The following is a 22,961-nucleotide window of genomic DNA, read 5'->3' as shown; positions in this document are numbered from 1 at the left end:
TTTTATAAGTGATTCAATAAAAAGTATCTCACAACCTAACTTGTATATCAAAATATAAAGTTACGCTGTTATTAAATACTACCTAAAAAAAATCGATGAGTAAACTTTTTATCTAATGATAAATTATTAGGATGTGAACCAGGTTCTCCTTGAGGGACTTTTAAACCATGCTCACCATAAAAATCTATCCAATATTTCGATACTTCAATATCGTTAAGTGCTATATAGTTAAGGGTATGCTGAGCAAAGTATTTATCCCCACACACACTGTTAAAAGCTAAATGAATTAACTCTGAACAATAGAGCTTGCCTTTTATATTCGGTAAAAATAAATCATTATAAGCAAAGCCAATAAATTCACTAGCATTATTAACTACTTCTTGTAAAAACTCCTCACTCTCAGATACGCGAGCTACTAGAGTTTTTTTATTTGAGTATTTAGATAATTTAGCTTGTATAACTCCCGCGACAGGAATAGCTTCTATAATATCTCCATTGCCTATATATAAAGCACAATGATAGTAGCTATAGCCACTAAATCCAGTAGATAAACTAGAGATATTCTTCTCTGCATTATCTACTATAAAAATCACATCTCCTTTCTTGAACACTTCGCTATAACTCCATAAAGAGAATAGGAAAAGGATTTCCTTGATGATCAAGCTCTGAGCGCGCTTTTATCTGAAAACCATGCTTTTGATAAAATCTTAGAGCTCTTGGATTTTGTTCATTTACCTCAACTTTAGTACATTTTTTATTTTCTAAAGCATATTTAAGTAAAATTCGCCCGACTGTTTTACCAAAGTAATTTGGAGAAATAAATAACATTTGAATAGTAACATCAGAAGTTCCAACAAAACCAATAACCTTATCTAAATCTTTTAAAACATATATTTCTATACTATTTATATAGAAAACCTCATTTCTTATTAAGCTTCTTAACTTTACTATATCTTCTTCTGCTAAAAAGCCATGAGTTTCCCTAACAGAACTCTCCCATACCTCTATCATTTGATCAAAATCAGCTTCAATAGCTTTTGAGATAATCATCTATATTAAACCTGCTAACCCTTCTTCTAAAATAACTTCAACACCTAATTGTTGTGCTTTGGTAAGCTTACTTCCAGCATTATCACCACAAATAACCATATCCGTTTTTTTAGAGACACTTGAGGTAACTTTTGCACCCATTGATTTAAGAAGTTGTGTCAATTCTGTACGGTTATAGTTTTCAAAAGTTCCTGTAATCACAATTGTTTTATTTGTAAAACTCTCATTATGTGCTTGCTCAATTTTTTCTGGATTTTGGATACTAATAGAATTGCCTAATAGTTCATCAACAATTTGTACATTTAGGGAATCTTGCCAAAATGAAACAATATTTTTAGCAATAATTTCACCAATATCATTAATCTCTATTAATTGCTCAAATTTAGCTTCACGGAAACTTTCTAAACTACCAAAATGATTGGCTAAAGCTTCTGATGATACCTCACCAACATCTTTAATCCCTATTGCAAAAATAAATCTTGCTAAGCTTGGCTCTTTACTTTTTGTAATAGAGTCTAAAACATTTTGCGATGATTTAGCACCCATTCTTTCTAAGCCTGTCAATTGCTCAAAATTGAGTTTATAAATATCAGCTGGATACTTGATCAAATCTGCAGCAACAAGTTGCTCAATCAGTTTAGCTCCAAGCTTATCAATATCCATTGCTTTACGTGAGACGAAGTGCTTCAAGCGCTCAGTAGTTTGAGCCTGACAATGCCACCCTCCTGTACAACGATATATAGCCTGATCGTTGATATTCTCAATTGCTGAATCACAAACTGGACAATTTGTTGGCATCTCAACCATCTGTGCATCAGGCTTACGGTATTGTGATAAGCTTTTGACAACTTCTGGAATTACATCCCCTGCCCTACGTACGATGACTCTATCACCGACTCGGATATCTTTGCGTTTGATTTCATTGATATTATGCAAAGTTGCATTTGAAACTATTACACCACCAACTGCAACTGGCTTAAGTCTTGCAACTGGGGTAATTGCTCCTGTTCTACCAACTTGAAACTCTACATTTAGCACTTCTGACTCAACCTCTTCAGCTGGGAACTTATATGCTATAGCCCATTTAGGCCCTCTAGCAGTGTAGCCAATAGTATCTTGTAGTTTAATATTATTAACTTTAAAAACTAAACCATCAATATCATAAGCTAAATCAGCACGCTGATGACTCATCTTATGGTGATACCTCTCAACTTCTGAGAAGTTTTTTGCCAAAAACATATTGTCACTGATAGTAAAGCCGAAACTCTGTAATAGGTTCATAAGCTCAAATTGAGTTTCAGGATGTACAAAGTCTTTAGAAAAGTAGCCAATACCATAGCTATAAAGCTTAAGTGGTCGCTTTGCTACAACTTTTGAGTCAAGCATACGAATACTTCCAGCTGCTGCATTACGCGGATTTGCAAAGGTTTTATTCTCATGAGTTTGCATATACTCATTAAGAGATAGAAAACTTTGCTTATCTAAGATAATCTCACCACGAACTTCTAGTTCTTCTGGAGGATTTGAAGTATTTAGTTTAAGTGGGACATTACGGATGGTTTTGACATTTTCGGATACTTTTTCACCCTGAATACCATCACCACGCGTAACAGCATAATCAAACTTACCATTTTTATAAAAGATACTAATAGCCAAGCCATCCATTTTAGGTTCACATTCAAGCTCAATGTCATACTTTATCTTGTCATAAAAATCACGCAATTCCTCTAGACTAAAAACATTTGCCAGAGATGTCATTTTCTTCTTATGCTTGATAGTCTCAAATCCTGCTAAAACATCACCTCCAACGCGATCTAATACTGAGTTTGATGGCTTAAGCTGCGGATTATCATCAACTAAATCTTGTAATAATCGGAATAACTTATCGTAGTCTGAGTCAGTAATAACTGGCTTATCTATAGTATGATACAAATAGCTTTGTTCGCCTAGATACTCTGCAAGATCATCAATATATGATTTTAATTGTGCTTTAGTTAAAGTTTTATAGTCTGTAGAAATAAAATCACTCGGAGTCATTACAAGAAAAGTTTTTCATAATTTTTTATAGTGATTATTTTATACTAATTTAGTAGCTTTTGCATAAGAGAAAGAGCTCTAGATTTGTGAGCTTTCTTATTTATTTAACTTAGGTAAATATAATAATAATGCTATCAAAAGATTGTATGATTTTTTGCAATATGGTATAAATCTGCATTACAAAAATAAGACTGTATACAATTTTGTAACGGTACTTATGATTTGTAAACAATATTGACCTTTTAAAAAGGCAATAATCACAGTTTTAGTTTAATTTAAAAATGGACTTGATTTATGCAACAGGTACCTAGATATGTCATTGTCGGCAACGGCAATGTAGCAGCACATATGTGCTATTATTTTGAATGCTTAAAACTAGATTTCAGACAATGGTCTCGAAATGAATCGTTAGTTCAGCTTGATAAATTATTAGATAATGCAACTCATGTTTTAGTCTTAATCAAAGACTCTGAGATACAAAATTTTGTAGATAAATATCTCACAAATAAATCAAAAAGACTCATAATAATTCACTTCTCTGGTCTTTTGGATATCGAAAATGCTTATACAGCACATCCTTTGCAAAGCTTCCCCGATAAAAACTTATACTCCTTAGATGAGTACAAATCAGTTGCCTTTGTAACTTGTGATAGAAGTATCGCATTTAGTGAGCTTTTACCTAAGCTACCTAACGCTAATTTTTGTATCAATAAAAGTCAAAAAGCGTATTATCACTCAATGTGTGTTTTAGCTAATAATGTAAGCACATTAATCTGGCAGAAATTCTATACAGAAATGCAAAATCGCTTTGGTATAAATCAAGACTGTCTAACACCATTTTTAGAAACCACTTTTAAAAATATCAAACACAATCATCATGCCCTATCAGGACCTATAGCTAGAGGGGATAGCCTTACACTACAAAAGGACCTCAACGCTTTAATCAATGATGACTTCTATGATGTTTTTAGAGCCATTGTTAATCAATTTTCAAATAAGGAGAAAAGATGAAATCAGTTTTAGGCTTCAAAAAAGCTAAAGCGAATCGAGAAAAAATCTCGATGGTAACTTGCTATGACTATACTTTAGCTAAAATCATAAACTCAACAGATATAGATTGTATACTCGTTGGAGATAGTGGTGGTATGGTATTACTGGGTAAAAAAAATACTACCTATACAACTCTAGCTGATATACAGTTCATGACTCAAGCGGTAGCTAATGGTGCTACAGATAAATTCATAATCGCTGATTTGCCATTTATGAGTTATCGTCAATCATTAGAAACAACAATGCAGGCTGTAACAACCTTAATACAGTCAGGAGCTCATGCGGTTAAGCTTGAAGGTAGTTCAGGAAATTTAGATATTATCAAACATATCGTAGATTCTGGTGTTCCAGTAATGGGTCATATTGGTATGACTCCTCAATTTATAAATAGTTTTGGTGGTTTTAAAGTTCAAGGTAAAACTGAAGAAGCTGCTAAGCATTTACTTGAAGAAGCTAAGCTTCTTGAGCAAGCAGGATGTTTTGGGATAGTTCTAGAATGTATACCAACAAATATTGCTAAAAATATTACACAAAATTTGAATATCCCAACAATAGGTATTGGTGCTGGCAGTGATACCGATGGTCAGATTTTGGTTCTCCAAGATATGCTAGGTATGAATACTGACTTTCAACCAAAATTTGTCAAGAAATATATAAATGCTTCTGAGATATTTTCCGAGGCTATAAATACGTATGTTAAAGAGACGAAAGCTAATATTTTTCCAACTAAGGAGTATAGTTATGATTATTGCTAAAAATATTGAGCAATTTAATTTGCTAAGAGAAAGTTTCACTAAAGAGCAAAAAATAGGCTTTGTCCCAACAATGGGTGCGTTACATAGTGGTCATATAAGCCTAATCAAAAAAGCTAAGTCAGAAAATGATGTGGCTATTGTCAGTATATTTGTAAATCCAACTCAATTTAATAATCCAAATGATTATCAAACATATCCAAACCAACTACAACAAGATATACAAATATTAGAATCTCTTGATGTCAATATATTATTTAACCCTAGTGAAAAAGATATCTATCCCGATGGTAACCTATTGAGAATACAACCTGAGCTTGAAATTGCGAATATCCTAGAAGGTAAAGCTAGACCTGGACATTTCAGTGGTATGCTAACTGTAGTACTAAAGCTACTACAAATTACTAAGCCTGATAATCTCTACTTAGGCGAAAAAGACTATCAACAAGTTATGCTAATCAAACAACTTGTTAAAGATTTTTTTATCAATACAAAAGTCATAATCTGCCCAACACAAAGAGAATCAACAGGGCTTCCTCTTAGCTCTAGAAATAAAAATCTAACATCTGCTGACATAGAGATTGCTAATAAGGTATACGAAATACTTAGACAAGATAGTTTCTCAGACTTAGAAGAACTAACTAATAAGATTAATTCTACTGGTGCAACAACAGAATACATTCAAAAAATTAATAACAGAATATTTTTGGCACTTTACATTGGTAAAGTACGTTTAATTGACAACTTCCTAAAGGAGACAGGACCATCATGTTAATTTCAGTTTTAAAATCAAAAATCTCATACGCTACTGTAACTGGCAAAGATTTATTTTATGTAGGTAGTATCACTATTGATAGTGAGATAATGAAACAGGCAAATATTATTGAAAATGAGAAAGTACAAGTAGTAAACTTAAATAACGGTGAGCGTCTTGAAACTTATGTAATCAAGGGCGAGCCAAATAGTAAAACTATCGCACTAAACGGCCCTGCTGCTAGAAGATGTGAAATAGGTGATCAGCTGTTTATAATTAGTTATGCGCAAATTGATCCTACTAGAGAAAATATAAAACCTAAGCTTGTTGATCTAAAAACTGGAGAATAATAAATGATAGTATGCATAGATATTGGTAACTCACATATTTTTGGTGGAGTATTTGTAGGAGATCAAATTAAGCACAACTTTCGCTACCCTTCTACTACTCCGTGTACCTCCGATACGCTAGGCATATTTCTGTTATCATTCTTTGAGAGAAAAAAGCTTGATATTGAAGATATTGAAGCAGTTGTACTTTCATCTGTTGTTCCTCATCTAGAGTATTCTGTCAATTCTGCTTGTAAAAAATACTTAGGGATAACACCTCTTGAGTTAAAACCTGGCATAAAAACAGGATTAAAACTTGATATCAAAAACCCTCTAGATTTAGGTGCAGATCGTGTTGCAAACTCAGTTGCAGCTATCTCTAACTTTCCATCTAAGAACATTATCATTGTTGATTTTGGTACTGCAACAACTATATGCGCTATCAAACAAAATAAATCTTATATAGGCGGTGCAATTCTACCTGGAATTAACCTATCAATGGATAGCCTATCGCAAAAAACTGCAAAACTATCAAATGTGACTATATCAAAACCTAGCTCTGCCTTAGGTAAGACAACTATATCTCAAATTCAATCTGGTCTTATATATGGTCAATTAGGAGCCATAAAAGAGATAATTAGTAGAATCTCTCAAGAGAATTTCTCAGATAAACCACCCGTGCTAATCGCAACTGGAGGGTATGCTCACTTATTTGAGAAAGAACAATACTTTGATGTAATTATCTCTGATTTATTACTTCATGGACTCAGAATAATCTGGCAAATGAATAAGTAATTTCTAAGCTATTGAGTGCTCAAGCTAACCAATTCACTAATATTTGAATTTCTCTTAATATCTTTCTGAGCAATATCTCTTAAACTACTTTGTTCAGAAATAATCGTTAATTTATGTTTCGCTCTGGTAATAGCTGTATACAAAAGTTGTTTACTTAACGCTTCATTATCTTCTGCTGGAAGAACAATCACGATTTCATCAAACTCTGAACCTTGCGTCTTATGAATTGTCATCACATAGACACTTTCATATTTTGGTAGCATATTTAGACTAAAAGCCTTAGCATCTTTACCATCAAAATAAGCTCGAAGCTTACCAGTATCATCTGGCCAGATAATCCCTACATCTCCATTGAATAATCCCAATGAATAACTATTTTGAGTTATCATAATTGGTTTACCCTTATAGTTAGAATCTATAGGTTTACACATAAATTTCTCAATTTTCTGATTTAACTTATCTGTACCAATTTCTAGATTTTTATTAGCTACAAGTATTCTAAATTTATTTAGCTCGGTAAGAGCCTCTTTGTAGTCACGGCACTTTTCAAGCTGTGAATATCTCTTTGCATAATCTCTTAAATAAGTATCTAAATTCCTTATGCTATGAAAATTAATATTCTCATTTTGATGACTATCAATATTAATATCACCTTTTAGAACTGAGGCTGCAAGATTATTTATATATTGTTGTGAACGATAGTTTTTGATAAGTAATGTTGTATATGGCGTAATATCTCCATCTCTGTGGTGTGTAAAGTTTGCAAAAAGACTACCAGCCTCAACTGATGGTAACTGATTAGTATCACCTATCAAAATTAGCTTGGTATTATCAGCAACTGCTCTAATCAACTTAATAAAGATATTCATATCAAGCATCGAAGCTTCATCAACAATAATCACATCGTATGGTGCTTTTGACTGCTCGTTATATTTAACATGAGTAGAGTTTGGCCTTAAGCCTAAAAATCTATGTATAGTTTGAGCTTCTAGATTAGATAATCCTAAATAATTATCACTGTCTACCCTTTTACTTAATACACTATTTAAGGATTCCGTCATTCTCTGGGCAGCCTTACCTGTTGGTGCTAAAAGAGCTATTCTTTGCTGATTTTGATTACTCATTTGTATAGCAAGCAAAAGCTTTGCGACTGTAGTTGTCTTACCTGTACCAGGCCCACCTGAGATAATACTAAAATTATAATTTAGACTTTTGATAACTGCCTGTTTTTGCCAATCTATCTCATCAGCAGGTTCAAACAGCTTATCTACAACTTCTTCAATATGGTTATCTTGTTGAGTATTTTGGATTGTTCTTGATTTTATAAAGTTAGCTATTTCAACCTCATAATTCCACAATCTTTTGATATATAAGGAATCATACTCTTTAGCAAAATATATAGGTAATTTATCATAATCTAAGGACTCGAAAATACTTACAATTTCATCAAAACTTGGCATTTTAAAGCCTACTTTAGCATCGCTTTGATTAGTTTTCTCTGAAGCAAAAATAGTTTTATTTGATATATTTACTATCTTCAAACAGCTATGACCATGGCTATATACATGCATAAGCTTTATCAAAATATGAAATAAAACTTCATTACTTTTTTGTTCCAAATTGTTCCCCTTCGCTCCGTGAAGGGGTGGATATAACTCACTTGATAAAGTGATTATAGATGGAGTAGTCTTTTTGACTAAATCAAACACTTCTTTAGCAAAGAAAAAATCTATAGCTCTAATATCTGCTAATTGCTCACAAGCTTGATGGAAAGTTTTATACATGATAGTCACACCCATTAAATAGATTAGCAATTTTGTTAATAATCTCTAAAGTTGGTCTAGCTCGATAAACCCCATAACCATCTTTCATACCTCTAAGATAGAAATAATATACTCCACCAAAATGCTTTTCATAATTATAATTTTCAATGTTTTGTCGCAGGTACTTATCCAAGGCAACGCTATATATTAGATATTGTAAATCATAAAAGCTACTTTGATTTTTCTCACTCATAGCAGCTTGATTATAATCTTCTAATTTATCACCTAGATAATTTGACTTATAATCTGCCACATAAAATTTACCATCATATTCAAAAATCAAATCAATAAAACCATGCAGCATACCAAAAATCTTTTGACTTGCAAATTCATCATAATCAATAGTTTGATTACGATATTCTGCTAAAATCTCTATAATATTTTTCTTGTATAGTTTTTCATTTGATATAGGAAAATAAAACTCTGCTTCTTTTAAGGTTTTTGTATTTGGAATATCTTTTAAACAAAAGCCTTTATCCTTGATATCAAACAAACCATATTGAATATCATTAGAACTAAAATCTGCAGTTTCTATAGAAGGTATAGACGCGACTAAACACTCTTCTAACCATACTTTAAGCTTATCAAAATCTTCTGCAGCAACTACCTTGTATCTATCCATTTGCTCTTGTAAAAGATTATCATCTATCTTGCCTAGGCTAAAATCCGTATGCTCTAAAACATTATGCAAAATATTACCAATATCTGCTCCTTTGGGAGCTATAAATCTAAACTCTAATTCCTGCTGAGATTTTTGAGCACTATCATCTTCTGACTCATCGTTTTCTTTTTCTAATGCAGTATTTTGAACTTTTGACTTGGATATTTTTGAGAAAGACAGCATCTCCCAATTGTCACTTGCTAACTTGTTAATATCATTTGCTTTGAGGTTTTGTAAAGTATCATGGTCAAATTGGTCATTTGTAATTAAATTCTCACTTTCATAACAATGACTTGTAGCCACATCTATAAGCGAACTTTGATTAACATGTTTTGCTGTTATATTTTGGATTTTCTCTAACCAATCATCATCTTTTTGATAATCTAAGAATCTTGCTAATGGTGATTTTTCGCTATTACTATATTTTGCAATCCCAATATAACATCTATGCTCTGCACGTGTAACAGCCACATAAAACAGGCGCATTAATTCCTCTATAACTTCATTTTCTATTTGTGGTTTTATACTGTCATCTTTACCAATTTTATAGACTGTCTGTTTAAGGTGTTTATCATAGTATTTAGAGAAATCACTCGCCTCAAATTTCTTTTTGCTGACATAACTTGCAAATGGTATAAATACAACTGAGTACTCAAGCCCTTTTGAACCGTGAATTGTAATTATCTTAATCAGATTATCATCACTCTCTAATCGAAGTTCGCCCTCACTTGTAGCTGTACTATTTAGCTGTTGGCGATACCATTTGATTAGCTGATTTGGGTGTTTATATTTATTCTCAGCTACTTTTATAAGCTCAGCTAAATGGAGAATATTTGTGATAACACGCTCTTTTGAATCCGATCTTTGAGTGAAATTCTGATGTATAATTTGCATAATAAATGCCATAAAACCATATTTATGCCATTGTTGTCTTAGAGATTTTGCTTTTTCTATCTCTTCATCCCATGCTGAGACATCATTTTCATCAATATAACTAATAAATTTATCAGCTCTACCACCAAGTAAACTAGTTGATAACGCTCTTTTTAGCATAGATTTATTTTCAAGATCGTTTATACCTTCCATAAGAGCTAATATCTCCGTAGCCTCTTGGCTATGATAGACATTATCGCGCTGACTTAGATATACCGAGCTTAGTTTTTTAGCTTGTAGAGCTTTTTGAATAACCTTTGCTTGCTTACCATTCTCTACCAAAATTGCGATATCACTTTCTACAACTTTTTTCGAATTTAATAGCCTGACAATCTCATTAGCAGTCCATGCTGATAAACTATTATCAACATCACTTTTGTTATCATCTTCAGCCACTTGATAATAGAAATAATTTATTGGTTTAAGGTTATCATCAAAGTCTTTTGCTTTCTCATTTGCCTTTGGTGATGCTTTAACAAGCTGATAGCCAATACCATCACTAAAGATATTAGCTCCAATTTGACCCTCTTCTTCTGACAGATAATCTTGTTTATAAAAAAGTCTATTGTAAGCCTTTATCATCTCACTAGTTGAACGCCAGTTAGTATCCATGCTCCACTGATTGTCACTAGAGCAACTATCTTTAGCCTTTAGATATGTGAAGATATCACCACCCCTAAAACCATAAATTGCTTGCTTTGGATCGCCTATCATTAGGAGCAGAAGACTGCTATCATTCTGATCAGAGCTACTGTCATACTCGCGTAGGCTGGTATCTTTTAAATTTAATCCATTGGTAAGAAGATTCCCACCTTCGTGGGAATGGCTACTATTCTTCAAAGGGTAAATAGTATCCAAAATCTCATACTGCTCAGCATCGGTATCTTGAAACTCATCAATAAGAGCAACTGGATATTGATGTTGTAATGTCTTGACTAAATCTGATGACTTTTTGACACTATGACAAAGTTTAGTAATCAAATCATCAAAGTCTAAAACACCTTTTTGCTCTTTGGCTTTTATAAAATCTTGGCGGATTTGCAGGCAGGCTTGTTTGATAAATTGGGCTGCATTTGCTCTCTTTATTTCTTCCTGTAAGTCTCTTAATTCTTTAATGCCAGTAAATATAGGCTTTACCTTAGCTCCTTTAGTCTTATTACCATTTGTGATTATAGATATATTATCTGGAAATGGATCTTCATTATCTAATCTCAACCATTCTAAAACTCTATGATACTCATCTACTCTCTTGCCCTGTGGCTCACCTTTTCCTAATTTAGATAAGAAATCATCTACGATATCATGATTATTTAAAAATAATTCCAGCTGTTGCTTTTTAAGTATTTTAAATTCATCTAAGCTTATAGCTTGCTTTGTTAATAGTTCATAACTAGACCTAATAACATTCCTTAGCTTATCCAAAAACTTCTCTGGAGTATGTAGCTTATATGCTTGCAAATATTCAAAGTTTGTTTTGTTTTTATTGATATGTTTTCTAAAAAAATCCTCTACTACTTTTTGCAAAATATCTGAAGTATCAACCTCCATAGAGACATCCATCTCCATACCACTAGCAAATGCTTGCTCACTTAGGACTTTTTTACAAAACCCATGAATAGTAAAAATGGCAGCCTCATCAACTTCTAATAAGGCTCTTTTGATATGTTTATAGTCTTCATCGGATAAAACTTCTTTACCACTTTTATGATCTGCTAACACACCTCTAATCTTAGCTTCCACTCTACCGATAATCTCTTGGGTAGCATCTTTGGTAAATGTCATTACAAGGATATCTTTGGGTAATAGCTTTTTTTCAAGTAATAACCTGATATACAAAGTAGTAATATTAAAAGTCTTACCAGTACCAGCACTAGCCTCGATAATATGGCGACCTTGTAGGGTTATTGTGTTTGCGTTTAGATTAGTCATATTAACCAATTATAATTTTCAAAAAAGTCTTTGAGATATTTTAGCAAATTACTCCTTTAAAAATTTAAGAATATGAAATTAAAAAATATGAGTACAATACTAAACCAAAGAATCTGTTATATCAGACTTTGGATAAGGTAACTGCTTAATATTTTTAACAAAAGCTTTGGCATGATCTTTATCTAAAGTATCTAGATTTATAGAAACAGAGTTAAGCGGATTATTATAAATATTTATATAAACAGTATCGTTTGTTAGATCTTTGATACTAGTAAATACTGTATGATCATAATATGTTTTACCATCTATGTTTTCAGCCACTACACCTTTAGGTATATCAGCATTATGCAAGATGTGAGCCACTTTGTTTAGAGTACTTTCATCTTTGATATTATCATTATTAGAATAGTAACCTAATACTGCTGTTCTAATAAACCTAGATGGTGGAGAGTAATCACCAGGCATACCCAACAACCCATTGCCTTGACCTAGTGCATCCACAATTTTATAAGTATGGTTTGGCACTACATCATTCTCATTATAAAGTTTCATACGAGATACAGTCTTATTTGACAAGTTCAGATAGTTTCTAATATTTACTAAATGCCAATCATAAGTAGGAGCATTTGTCATAACTTTGAGATCTAACTCTAACTGATAGAAATGAACTTCACCTTTTACATACTCTACAACTATCGCATTACCACTTTTATCTGATATCAAAAAGTGAAGTTCTGGAACCACTCCATTTACATCTGTAGACTTATCATTCCAAACTTTGATGTTTTCTAAACCTTTCTTAGCTTCATCAATACTATTATATTGACTTAAAATATAAGTTACTATTTCTAAAATTGAAGCGTAATTTTCATCACCTTTGTCAACTTGTTGATACTGAGTAAAACCAGGTAGATAATTAGCACTGAGACTAAGCCCTTGATTATTTTGTCCATCAAGTATTACAAAATTATTTTTATCTATTGTCAAACCTATTCCTAATACAGAGTATTTAGATAAGTATTGTTTTGCTGGTAGGTTTAGATCTTCAGGTGCAGTCAGTGTATGTGAAGTACCGGCTGGAATATATGTTAGACTCCAATCCCAAGTGAATCCCCACTCCATCGTTCTACCTGCAACAACATCTCCATCATTACCTTTGAGTGTTATCGCTGTACATGCCATTGCAGAACTTGCTAACACAGTTGAGAGCAACAGCACTGATTTTAAAAGTTTTTTCATTGTAAATTTCCTATATAAAAACTAATACTTACCCAAACAATTTAATCATAATTTTGCAAAAATTAAAATAAAATACAGTATAGGTAATAGAAGTATTAACAACTAGTCGGATCTTACTTTAAGAAGTCTACTAATAAATATAAAAAATAATGCTATAGCTGTACCACTGAATGTTTCTATCAAACGTAAACCAGTATTTAGAAAAGGTGAATAACTTGGCTGATACAATCCTAATGCAACAATTACCCCAGCATTTGCACTACTCATTTTGATAGCATTCTCAAGATGTAGAGTCGCTGTGATAAGAACACTAATTGCCACAGCCAAAATCATGACATAATAGTGATAACCCAAAATATATGTAAAAATAAATGCTGTGATACCACCTATTACAGAACCCACAAGAATTTGAAAAGCTGCCAAGTAAGAATCTCTAATACTCAACTGTAAAATTGTAGAAACTGTAATCAAACACCAAAAACCACCAATTATCGACTGTCCTCCATGCAAGAGGTTTGACATATAAAAACCAAACAAAAAACATATACATGCAGCAATAGCAATTTCAAAGCTAATATAAATATCTTTATATATTTTTTTTATTTCTGTAGTTCTATTTTCCATATAATCCTAGACCTTAAAACTATTGATCTCAAAATAGCTCTTTATTTCATAAAATTAAAACTGTATAACATAATTCTATATAAATAATTATCTTAGAAGGAAATCTTTTGATATGTCTACGTAACAAAATCAACACCAAACAATATTTATATCTCACGGAGGCGGACCTCTTCCTTTACTAGGTGATAAAAACCATCAAGAACTCGTTAATGCTCTACAAACATTATCTCAAAAATTCAAAAAGCCTGAAGCAATAATTGTTATTAGTGCTCACTGGGAAGAGCCTATAGTAACAATTACAGCTAAACAAAATCCCTCCTTGATATATGATTACTATGGTTTCCCTGAAGAATCTTATAACATAAAATATCCAGCTTTCGGAAATCCTGAATTAGCAAATAAGTTATATAGCATTTTTAATAACCTTAAAATACCAAGCAAACTTGATTTTGATAGAGGTTTCGATCATGGCCTTTTTGTACCTCTTAAAATAATGTATCCCAATGCTGATATACCTTGTATTCAAATATCTTTAAACCAAAACTTAGATCCTTCTCAACATATAAATATAGGTGAAGCAATTTCACAATTAGATCAGCCTAATTTATTAATTATTGGATCAGGTTTTTCATTTCATAATATGAGAGCCTTTTTTAATACATCTTTAGACAAAAATAATGAAATGAATAAATCTTTTGAAAAATGGCTAGTCAATACTTGCTCAAATAAAAATTTAACAGAACAAGAAAGAACTAATAGATTGATTAACTGGGAAGATGCTCCAAATGCAAGATACTGCCATCCACGTGAAGAACATTTAATTCCTTTACATGTCTGTTATAGTGCAAATAAGACTGCTTGCAAAGAATATCAGACATTATCAATTTTGAATAAAGAGTCTAGTATTTATATATGGTAGAACGTAGAACTTATTTATATCTAATTTACAATACTCTCTCTAGCTTAATATTTTTATATTCTATGCTCTTAAAACCCTTATAATTCAAATCGAATGAAACTTTACCATATAATGAATTAATAGAGTTATCAGCATACTTATACTCTACTCTAAATTTTGAAAAGCTTTTATTTATACTAGATATTAATCCAATTATCTTAGTCTGCAGTGAGCTTTTGATGATTCCAACAGGTAGAAAATCATCAAATAAAACTCTATTATTAATATATGGTATTCTCGGAGCTAGTATGAATAATTGCTTTAAATAAGAATCCTTACCAATATAATCATAGAAATAAAACTCATTTATATCATTATAAAAATATAACTGATTCTTATGCTCATCTTCTAAATAAAATCCTCCCATATCACTCATTTTAACAGTAAGAATAATCTCCTCTTTAAACAAGCCTTTTTCAAAAACATCATATCTAAATTTATCATCTAAAATAAAATGTAATCTTGCACTAACTCCCCTATCTATTATTACAGAACTAATTTCCTGATATTTGCTAGGCCAAGAATTTAAATGTAATCTTTGACCATTAAGATACTCTCTAAAACAAAATTCTCTGGTAGCACTTCCAAGAACAGCATCGCTCTGGACTTGAATATGTATATGAGGCTCTGGAGAATAACCACTATTACCACACTTTGCCAAAATATCATTTACTTTAACGTAGTCACCTACTTTAACTTTAAGAGAAAACTGCATAATATGACTAATCTCAACAAAAAATCCTGCATTACTCTTAAGAAGAATATAGTTCCCCCAATTATTGACTTTATCAACCAGACCTATTGGATTATCAATCAAATCATGTCTACATGCTATGATATAACCTTCTACCGGAGATAAAATAGATTCACCAAAGCTTAAATAATTCTCTAAGCATGCTTTATCATTTATATATGTTTTTCCATCTTTTTGTTTAACAAAATCATAAGCAAATTTATATGGTCCCTTATGAGTCCAATCATCATCAAATGACTGATACACAGTCCACTTGCCTGCAAATGGTAATGATATCTTTGTATAAATTGCTCCAAACCTAAAGATAGTATTTAAGTAGTACAATAAAGATTTCTCTGGTGTCGTTTCAATTTTGTAGTTAAATTCTTTATAACCTATTAAATAAAGAATAAATATAAAAAAAATGACAACTATACTAAAAGGCAATGTAAACACAGGAATAGAATGATAAAAAAATGCGTTTAAACCATCTGTAATAATAACAGAAACTGCTACTGCTATAAGAGCTATTAAAAAATTCCTCAAAGTTGCTATCAAAAAAATACCACAAATAGCTATAGAAACTAAGATATAGTTAAAAGCGTACATATCGTGAAATGCTAGAGTATATGAATTTATCAATGTTCCATGAATAAAAACACCAAAATAATATCCAACTAAAGCCATAATAAACATAATTCTAGAGAATAATAAAATAAGCAATAGTAGAACTAAACCAGCAATATTATTTGCTAAAAAGAAAATACTACCTAAAGATTTCAAAAAACCACTAATTTCTAATGTTAAATTAATATCATATTTAGAAAAATCATGGATAAAGAATCCTAAATGCCCATGATATTTAGTGCATGCTAAGTAGACAATTATAGATCCAATTGCAAATGGTAGTGACAATACTGGCAACCTATACACACTTAGAAGTTTATTAAATAAAAAAGTTAGTATAAAAGTAATAATTGCAGATATAACTATTAGACAAATACTCTCTAATGATAAAGGGAAGATAAATCCAACTGCCATACCTGACAAAAGTGGATTATAAATAAATGCACTTGTTAAGTATTCTCTATTAACACAGACTAATTTTCTAAAAAAAACTACTGTGATTATTGCTAAAACACCACTAATTGCAATATTTGGGTTTATAAAAGTTACAAATAACACAATCACTGCAGCAACACGGCTATCTAAAAATAAGATAGAGCTATATGATCTTAGTATACCTATTAATGAATCTTTCAATCTTCAGCCTTTCATTAGATTTCTCTAAAGTTAACAGTTTCTAAATTATCCACTTCTTTAATGACATGTGGTTGAGAATTCTTATCAATCAAAATTACAGCTGGTTTATATCTGATAAACTGCATTGATTGGGTATAATTATATGCACCAACAGGTGATATAGATATGACAGTACCTCTATCTAGTGGCGGTAGCATTAAATTTTCTTCAATAATGTCAATATTCATACACAATGGACCATTTAATAGTGACGGCTCATTCTCTCCCATATATTCTTTATCCAACTCAACGTTAAAGTTATACCATGTTGAGGTATATAAATTATTAACACCTGCATCTAATATGTATCCTTTTTTACCATCAGGAAATCTTTTCCAGCCACACACAGAAGTTAACAAAAATCCAGCCTCATCTATTAGATATCTTCCAGCTTCTATATATAATTTTGGAAATTTGTGACTTTGATTAAATTCATAAATAGTATCTGTAATTGCTGAAGCGTATTCATCAGCAGATGGTACAACTACTTCTGGAGACTGATATATCCCTTTAAGACTACTTTTACTCGCAAAACCTCCACCTAAATCAATATACTCTATCTCACAATCAAAATTATTTTCTACTTGAGATTTCAATTTCATGATTTTACTAGTTGCTATCTTATAAGCATTCACATCTAACATAAATGTACCAATATGCGTATGTATTCCTATTAAATATAGCTTATTGTTATCATATATACGTCTAACAGCATCTAGAGCATCACCATTTTCGTAATTAAAACCAAATCTACTCCATAAAGGATATATACCAGTATCCATATTTATTCTAATTGCTACTGGAATTTTCATACCTAATTCATCAGCTATTTCTTCTAAGTCATTTAACTCAAATAGATTATCTATATGTATTTTTGCTCCTTCTTTAACTGCTATTTTTAAGCTTTGTTTAGGCTTGTAAGGTCCATTAAAAATGATATCTTTACCAGCTACGCCTAAAGCTCTAGCTTTTTGATACTCGAATTCACTAACCACCTCAGCAGAAGAGCCAAGCTTATGGAATATCTTACATATCTGATTTAGATAATTAGTTTTATAACTCCAGCTAAATTCGATATTGGAATACCTACTTGAAAAAGCATTATAAAGAGTATCATATTTTTCTATTATTTTTTTCTCAGAAAATACAAATATTGGGCTACCAAATTTTTTTACTAAATCCTCAATTAAAACGCCATCAATATCTTTTCTGACTCTTTGTTTTTTAAAAGTACACCCATATTTTGATGACATTGAAAAGTCAATTTTGTTAATGCTTGGTTTGTTATATGCTTTTTTCACAATCATTTATTTCCTTTGCTAAAAACAACTTTTTATAATTATCAAAATCTGTAACCAATTCTTCTACGTACCGAACATACATTTTATTTATTGGATAATCCAAATTTTGCTTAACTTGTTTACCACTCATGATATCTATTACCATTTTAGGTAAATTCACACCTATTTCAGTAGCAAAATATACCCATGATGGAAATCTTGGATTTATTTCTATCAAATGTATATCATTGTCTGAATTTACCATACACTCTAGTTCAAAAGGTCCATTCCATAATGTTTGCTTGACAAAGTCTTTTGCTACTTTTAATAGTTTCTCATTCCGAATAGTCAATCCAAGCCAAATTTTCCCTATATTTGTAGTTGTAAGCTTTTTTATGGCTACTGCACCTTTGAGTTCTCCTTGACCATCACCAACACCCACTAAATTAAGCTCTTCGCCATAAACATGTTTTTGTAGCAATACAGGAAAACCCCATTCATTTGAAATCTTTATAAAAGCATCAATCGCACCACCTAAACTAAAAGCTTCTATAGATTTATAATAAGCTCCTTTAATCATTAATGGAAAACTATGCTTATATAATATATCTTGAAGGTCTGATATAGAGTTTATCTCCCAAGTTTGTGGATACTTTATATTTAATCGATTCGCTAACTCACTAAGCTTACTTTTATTTCTAAGCTCAAAACTTTCCAAAGATGGTATACAAAGATTTATACCTAGTTTATTAATTTCTTTTTGGTATTTAATATATAGAGGTAGCTCAGAATCAAGATTTGGGATAATAGCTCCAATATCATGATCTTTTTTAATGTGTTGGAGTCTAGATTTTAACTCTTCAAAACCAGATGATGGGTAAGGCATGATATATATGCTATCAAATATTTTTTGATAATTACCCGGCTCATTTGCATCATAGCTCAGACCTATTAAATTGTACTCTTTTTTTAGACTCTTTGCGACAGGAATACCAGGAGCGGGATTATCTGTATTATTTAAGCCACTTATCGCTATTTTCATCTAAATTAATCCATAGAACTTTAGCTTTGATATAAAGTCACTCACGTCTATATATAGCTCTTCTAAAGAGATATCATAATCTTTACTTAAATGTTTAACTATTTCCATCTTGGTCTTATCTATTTGTAATAACTCTATTATCTCTTTAGCTACACTATTTAGCTGATAACTATTACCAAGATTTGGATGAAATGCTACATTATCATCACTAAGCAGTAAATTTTCTATAATTGCCATAAAACTAATTTTTAAAGTATTTCTACAAATCACATGAAAATCTATTTTAGCTACAAAATCTATTTAGGTCTATATACATTGAATTTATAATCAAAAATTATTAGCTATACTAACTTAGACTTAATCTCTATTATTGATGATCTCAAAAAAGTCTCTATAAATTTCTTCACCTTCAAAATCTTCTATCTTTGGATGCTCACTATAAAAAAGTTTGAAATAACTATTATTCTCTAATGCTTTGTAATTAGACTCTGAAGATTTGATTGCACCCTCCCAAGCTTGTTGTTTTTGCTTAGTTGTTTTTTCAACAAAATTTGCATCTTTTTTCTGACTTTCTTTTATATGCTCCATTATAGCTTTGGCTAAATCTAAATGTACTAAGCTTGGCTTAGATACTATCTTTTCTGCACTTGATAGATATTTCTCTAATAACTCTTTTGCACCTAAATGACTTATAGCAAAAGTATTAGCATCTGCTTGATTTTTGTCTTTATTAAAATAAACATAAGTAGCAGAGATATCTTGTTGCTCTGATAATGCCACTAATAGTGCTGTCAAATATAATTCAAATCGATGCTTAATACCAAAAGTTGAAGTTGTATATAGCAAAATTTGATTATCTCTAATATAACAGTTAGCTTCCAACTCATATCCAAATATCTCTTGATGAAAATATTTAGACTCATAATTTGCTAAACTTGCCTTATCTAATAACTTTTGAATATTCTCAACTTCCTTATCAATCTCATTTTCAGTAAGTACAGATTCTGGAAGCTTGCCACTTAGCTTAGCTGTTTTTATCGTTAATTCTTTGTCTTTATTATTCTCAAGAGTATTTAGTAAGTCTTGTTTAAATTTATGCTTATCTAAACTATTTATATCAAATGGCTCACTGTCTTCTAGCTCTTCAAAGTCATCCTCTAAATATAGTTCTAAGCCATAATTTGTATAAGCTTTAATTGGGTCTTCAAAGATTTTGACTAATTTAGAGATAGATAGTTGTTGTGGGAGCTTAGAAGCTACACTCAAACTATCTATTCCCCTTTGGTACGAAGGGGTGGCAGTCGTAGACTGACGGGGTAGTCTTTTAATATCATAGAACTCTCTAGGCTCTGATTGTAATAACTTCAGCCAAGCCTCATCATAACTTCTGTATTCATCAGCATAACATTTAGAACTAAAAGGATGTAATGGATATTCTTTGATATCAGCCTTTCCCCAGCCATAATTCAAATCCAAATAGCTAGTCAACTCTTTGAGTATTAGACTTGGTTGTTGCTCAACATTAGTCTTAACACTTCTACCAATATAGCTAAGATACAAATAATCACGCGCAGATGTAATAGCCTCTAGAAATAAATATCTATCATCATCTCGCTTAGTCCTATCGCCTTTAACTCTTCCAAGTCTTGCCATCAAATCAAAACTAATCGCAGATTCTTGGCGTGGGAACTTACCATTATTTAAACCCAACATCGCTATCACTCTAAAAGGAACATTACGCATAGGTGTCATTGAGCAGAATGTTACTTTACCATTTAAGAAATGGTTATTAATAATTGGTTCAGATAACTGCGAAATCAGACAATATCTAATTGTATACAAATCAATCTCTTCTACTAGCAATACATCTTTAGCTGTAGTGACTGTCTTTACGATTATATCTTTGATTTTCTTAGCAATATATTGCTCATCATTAGTTACATCAAAGACATCATCAAACATCTCCAAAAGATAGTCCTGCCATGCTTCTAAGCTTCTTGGTTTAAGCAACTCTTGAGAATATCTCTCAAGTAGCTCTAATAACTCATACAAGCCACCAAGTTCGGCAATCTCACTACCTTCAATCACAGGTATAGTCATCAATTGATTTAACTCTTGATAATTGATAGATATTCCCCTTTGGTACGAAGGGGTGGCAGTCGCAGACTGACGGGGTAGTTTTAAATCGACAATATGATTACTATCACTATAACTAAATCCAAACATCAATCTCTTAAGCCCCCAACTCCATGAGAAGGTTTGACCATTATTACTATGATGAATACATGACTCTTTTAACCAATAGCGAATAGTTTCTAGTCGCTCATCGCTAATTTTGAACTTTTGCTGAATTGCTGGAACTGATAAATAATCAAGTATCTTATTAACCTCAAAGTTACTCTCTGGTAGTTGCAAAAGCTCAATAAAGCTAGCAGCTAAAGGCTCTGAATCTAATAATGTCCTATCTGCGATCGAGCATGGTAACTTTTTATCTGTTGAAAACCTTGAGAAAACACTATCAATATACGGTGAATAGTCTTCAATATTTGGACACATTACCAAAATATCTCGAGGCTTAATGCTAGGATCTGCTTTGATCATATCCAAAAGCTTATCATGTAAAACCTGCACTTCTCTAAGTGGACTATGACATGAATTAATACTGATGCTTAAATCTTTTTGCTTAGCATGGCTTTGACAATCTAGTTCCAATAAATTTCGCTGTAGGCTTACTAGCTGTGTTTGATTATTATCAGCAAGTTTCTCAAAATCTAACGAATTTTTATCAAACTTTTCAAAAACTTCTAATTCCTGCTTTTCTTGATTCTCTAAAAGCTGATTAAAAAATTCTTTACCTTGTTGACCTAGATTAGCCAAAAGAGGTTGAAGCTCATAGTCATCACTATCTAACCAAGCTGAGATTTTACTCTTGTGTAAATCATACCAATACTCGCTACATGGGTTAATATACAAAATATTAACATCAATATATTTAGCCAACTCAAATACAAAGCCAAGATTTTTGGGAGATATAGTATTAACCCCAAATATATAGATATCACTTGGTATATTTAGCTTTTCTAAGTTTTGTCGATTAAGCTTTTGGAGTGCTTCTGATTGGACTTTATATGGTGTTTCAGCGACATCTTCAACAAGCTTCTGCCAAAGTAGCATTTGCCAATCTTCATCACTCTCTGGTTTAGCAGGATTTATATACTCGCCCTGCTCCCATTTTTGCAACCACTCACTTCGATATGATATATATTTCGAAAAAGTCTCGGCTATTTTAACGGATAGTTGATATTTCTTAAGATCACTATTTTGATAATATTCTTGGAGCTTAGGATTATTGATACTATCTAAACCTCTAAAAATTCTCCAAGCTAAAATATCTTTTGTGTATGCTTTTTTATATTCTTGTTTTGCTGTGAGCTCATAGCAGATATCAAGTATATAACCATTTATCATGTCATATTTAAGATTCATCGCAATATTACGATATTGTGCTAATTGCATACTTAACCAATGTTGCATACCACGGCTACCAACTATTAGCTGTGTCGGTGTGAACAAACCTTTTTTTTCAACATCTAGAAGTTTAGATAAAACTTGAACCAGATACTCAAGCTTATTTGATGGATAGGTGTATAACGCCATATTTAACTAACAA

At 31.6% G+C, this 22,961-nt stretch carries 18 protein-coding genes; 6 read left to right on the top strand and 12 right to left on the bottom strand.

Going from position 1 to position 22,961, the window contains the following annotated elements; translation table 11 throughout:
• Nucleotides 1-71 precede the first annotated feature (71 nt).
• The 3 genes from F7308_RS04860 to ligA are packed head-to-tail and all read right to left on the bottom strand — an operon-like array spanning nt 72 to nt 3,087.
• A complete protein-coding gene (locus F7308_RS04860; protein WP_013922741.1) occupies nt 72-611 on the bottom strand; it encodes a YiiX/YebB-like N1pC/P60 family cysteine hydrolase in 540 nt (179 codons plus the stop codon).
• A 4-nt stretch (nt 612-615) separates the two neighbouring features.
• Entirely contained in the window at nt 616-1,050 is a 435-nt protein-coding gene (locus F7308_RS04855; protein ID WP_013922740.1) for a GNAT family N-acetyltransferase, read from the bottom strand.
• Entirely contained in the window at nt 1,051-3,087 is a 2,037-nt protein-coding gene (ligA, locus tag F7308_RS04850) for an NAD-dependent DNA ligase LigA (protein ID WP_013922739.1), read from the bottom strand.
• 294 nt (nt 3,088-3,381) lie between these two features.
• Here ligA and panG point away from each other — a divergent pair, with 294 nt between their 5' ends.
• Genes panG through F7308_RS04825 form a run of 5 tightly spaced genes read left to right on the top strand, consistent with a single transcriptional unit; the run spans nt 3,382 to nt 6,767 of the window.
• Nucleotides 3,382-4,098, top strand: coding sequence for a 2-dehydropantoate 2-reductase PanG (panG, locus tag F7308_RS04845; protein ID WP_013922738.1), 717 nt, complete (start codon nt 3,382-3,384; stop codon nt 4,096-4,098).
• Complete coding sequence (gene panB, locus F7308_RS04840; protein ID WP_013922737.1) at nt 4,095-4,892, top strand: 3-methyl-2-oxobutanoate hydroxymethyltransferase; 798 nt, start codon at nt 4,095-4,097, stop codon at nt 4,890-4,892. Before panG ends, panB begins: the two co-directional genes overlap by 4 nt.
• Nucleotides 4,879-5,664, top strand: a complete 786-nt coding sequence (panC, locus tag F7308_RS04835) for a pantoate--beta-alanine ligase (protein ID WP_013922736.1) — start codon at nt 4,879-4,881, stop codon at nt 5,662-5,664. The genes panB and panC overlap by 14 nt, the downstream gene beginning before the upstream one ends.
• The gene (gene panD, locus F7308_RS04830) at nt 5,658-5,993 is read left to right on the top strand and encodes an aspartate 1-decarboxylase (RefSeq protein WP_012280696.1); all 336 of its coding nucleotides are present in this window, start codon (nt 5,658-5,660) and stop codon (nt 5,991-5,993) included. The genes panC and panD overlap by 7 nt, the downstream gene beginning before the upstream one ends.
• 3 nt (nt 5,994-5,996) lie before the next feature.
• Nucleotides 5,997-6,767 (top strand): type III pantothenate kinase, encoded by a 771-nt coding sequence (locus F7308_RS04825; protein ID WP_013922735.1) that lies wholly within the window; start codon nt 5,997-5,999, stop codon nt 6,765-6,767.
• 8 nt (nt 6,768-6,775) lie between these two features.
• Here F7308_RS04825 and recD read toward each other — a convergent pair whose 3' ends face one another.
• From recD to F7308_RS04805, 4 genes are all read right to left on the bottom strand, one after another.
• A complete protein-coding gene (gene recD, locus F7308_RS04820) occupies nt 6,776-8,551 on the bottom strand; it encodes an exodeoxyribonuclease V subunit alpha (protein WP_013922734.1) in 1,776 nt (591 codons plus the stop codon).
• Complete coding sequence (recB, locus tag F7308_RS04815) at nt 8,544-12,113, bottom strand: exodeoxyribonuclease V subunit beta (RefSeq protein WP_013922733.1); 3,570 nt, start codon at nt 12,111-12,113, stop codon at nt 8,544-8,546. Before recB ends, recD begins: the two co-directional genes overlap by 8 nt.
• 99 nt (nt 12,114-12,212) lie before the next feature.
• Nucleotides 12,213-13,352: a choloylglycine hydrolase family protein gene (locus F7308_RS04810; protein ID WP_013922732.1), complete on the bottom strand. Its 1,140-nt coding sequence runs from the start codon at nt 13,350-13,352 to the stop codon at nt 12,213-12,215.
• Nucleotides 13,353-13,454: 102 nt separating this feature from the next.
• Nucleotides 13,455-13,976, bottom strand: a complete 522-nt coding sequence (locus tag F7308_RS04805) for an FUSC family protein (RefSeq protein WP_013922731.1) — start codon at nt 13,974-13,976, stop codon at nt 13,455-13,457.
• A gap of 142 nt (nt 13,977-14,118) precedes the next feature.
• Here F7308_RS04805 and F7308_RS04800 point away from each other — a divergent pair, with 142 nt between their 5' ends.
• Nucleotides 14,119-14,895, top strand: a complete 777-nt coding sequence (locus tag F7308_RS04800) for a DODA-type extradiol aromatic ring-opening family dioxygenase (protein ID WP_041263691.1) — start codon at nt 14,119-14,121, stop codon at nt 14,893-14,895.
• 25 nt (nt 14,896-14,920) lie between these two features.
• Here the strand turns inward: F7308_RS04800 and F7308_RS04795 are convergent, their stop codons facing one another.
• The 5 genes from F7308_RS04795 to recC form a co-directional block, all read right to left on the bottom strand.
• Complete coding sequence (locus F7308_RS04795; RefSeq protein WP_013922729.1) at nt 14,921-16,930, bottom strand: urea transporter; 2,010 nt, start codon at nt 16,928-16,930, stop codon at nt 14,921-14,923.
• A 14-nt stretch (nt 16,931-16,944) separates the two neighbouring features.
• A complete protein-coding gene (locus F7308_RS04790; protein ID WP_013922728.1) occupies nt 16,945-18,276 on the bottom strand; it encodes an alanine racemase in 1,332 nt (443 codons plus the stop codon).
• Nucleotides 18,254-19,291 (bottom strand): ATP-grasp domain-containing protein, encoded by a 1,038-nt coding sequence (locus F7308_RS04785; protein WP_013922727.1) that lies wholly within the window; start codon nt 19,289-19,291, stop codon nt 18,254-18,256. Before F7308_RS04785 ends, F7308_RS04790 begins: the two co-directional genes overlap by 23 nt.
• Nucleotides 19,292-19,528, bottom strand: a complete 237-nt coding sequence (locus F7308_RS04780) for a PqqD family protein (RefSeq protein WP_013922726.1) — start codon at nt 19,526-19,528, stop codon at nt 19,292-19,294.
• Between the two features lie 120 nt (nt 19,529-19,648).
• Entirely contained in the window at nt 19,649-22,948 is a 3,300-nt protein-coding gene (gene recC / locus F7308_RS04775; RefSeq protein ID WP_013922725.1) for an exodeoxyribonuclease V subunit gamma, read from the bottom strand.
• Nucleotides 22,949-22,961 lie beyond the last annotated feature (13 nt).

The sequence above is a fragment of the Francisella salina genome, assembly GCF_000219045.1.
In the GTDB taxonomy this organism is placed as follows: domain Bacteria; phylum Pseudomonadota; class Gammaproteobacteria; order Francisellales; family Francisellaceae; genus Francisella; species Francisella salimarina.
Note: the sequence above shows the minus strand (reverse complement) of the source record. Positions and strands in the feature narration are given on the sequence as shown.

What these genes read in the sequence shown, in the direction of transcription:
- F7308_RS04780 (WP_013922726.1), bottom strand. Translation starts at nt 19,528, where the DNA reads ATGGCAATTATAGAAAATTTACTGCTTAGTGATGATAATGTAGCATTT.
- F7308_RS04855 (WP_013922740.1), bottom strand. Translation starts at nt 1,050, where the DNA reads ATGATTATCTCAAAAGCTATTGAAGCTGATTTTGATCAAATGATAGAG.
- panD (WP_012280696.1), top strand. Translation starts at nt 5,658, where the DNA reads ATGTTAATTTCAGTTTTAAAATCAAAAATCTCATACGCTACTGTAACT.
- F7308_RS04805 (WP_013922731.1), bottom strand. Translation starts at nt 13,976, where the DNA reads ATGGAAAATAGAACTACAGAAATAAAAAAAATATATAAAGATATTTAT.
- recD (WP_013922734.1), bottom strand. Translation starts at nt 8,551, where the DNA reads ATGTATAAAACTTTCCATCAAGCTTGTGAGCAATTAGCAGATATTAGA.
- F7308_RS04790 (WP_013922728.1), bottom strand. Translation starts at nt 18,276, where the DNA reads ATGATTGTGAAAAAAGCATATAACAAACCAAGCATTAACAAAATTGAC.
- F7308_RS04825 (WP_013922735.1), top strand. Translation starts at nt 5,997, where the DNA reads ATGATAGTATGCATAGATATTGGTAACTCACATATTTTTGGTGGAGTA.
- F7308_RS04785 (WP_013922727.1), bottom strand. Translation starts at nt 19,291, where the DNA reads ATGAAAATAGCGATAAGTGGCTTAAATAATACAGATAATCCCGCTCCT.
- recB (WP_013922733.1), bottom strand. Translation starts at nt 12,113, where the DNA reads ATGACTAATCTAAACGCAAACACAATAACCCTACAAGGTCGCCATATT.
- panB (WP_013922737.1), top strand. Translation starts at nt 4,095, where the DNA reads ATGAAATCAGTTTTAGGCTTCAAAAAAGCTAAAGCGAATCGAGAAAAA.
- recC (WP_013922725.1), bottom strand. Translation starts at nt 22,948, where the DNA reads ATGGCGTTATACACCTATCCATCAAATAAGCTTGAGTATCTGGTTCAA.
- ligA (WP_013922739.1), bottom strand. Translation starts at nt 3,087, where the DNA reads ATGACTCCGAGTGATTTTATTTCTACAGACTATAAAACTTTAACTAAA.
- panC (WP_013922736.1), top strand. Translation starts at nt 4,879, where the DNA reads ATGATTATTGCTAAAAATATTGAGCAATTTAATTTGCTAAGAGAAAGT.
- F7308_RS04810 (WP_013922732.1), bottom strand. Translation starts at nt 13,352, where the DNA reads ATGAAAAAACTTTTAAAATCAGTGCTGTTGCTCTCAACTGTGTTAGCA.
- panG (WP_013922738.1), top strand. Translation starts at nt 3,382, where the DNA reads ATGCAACAGGTACCTAGATATGTCATTGTCGGCAACGGCAATGTAGCA.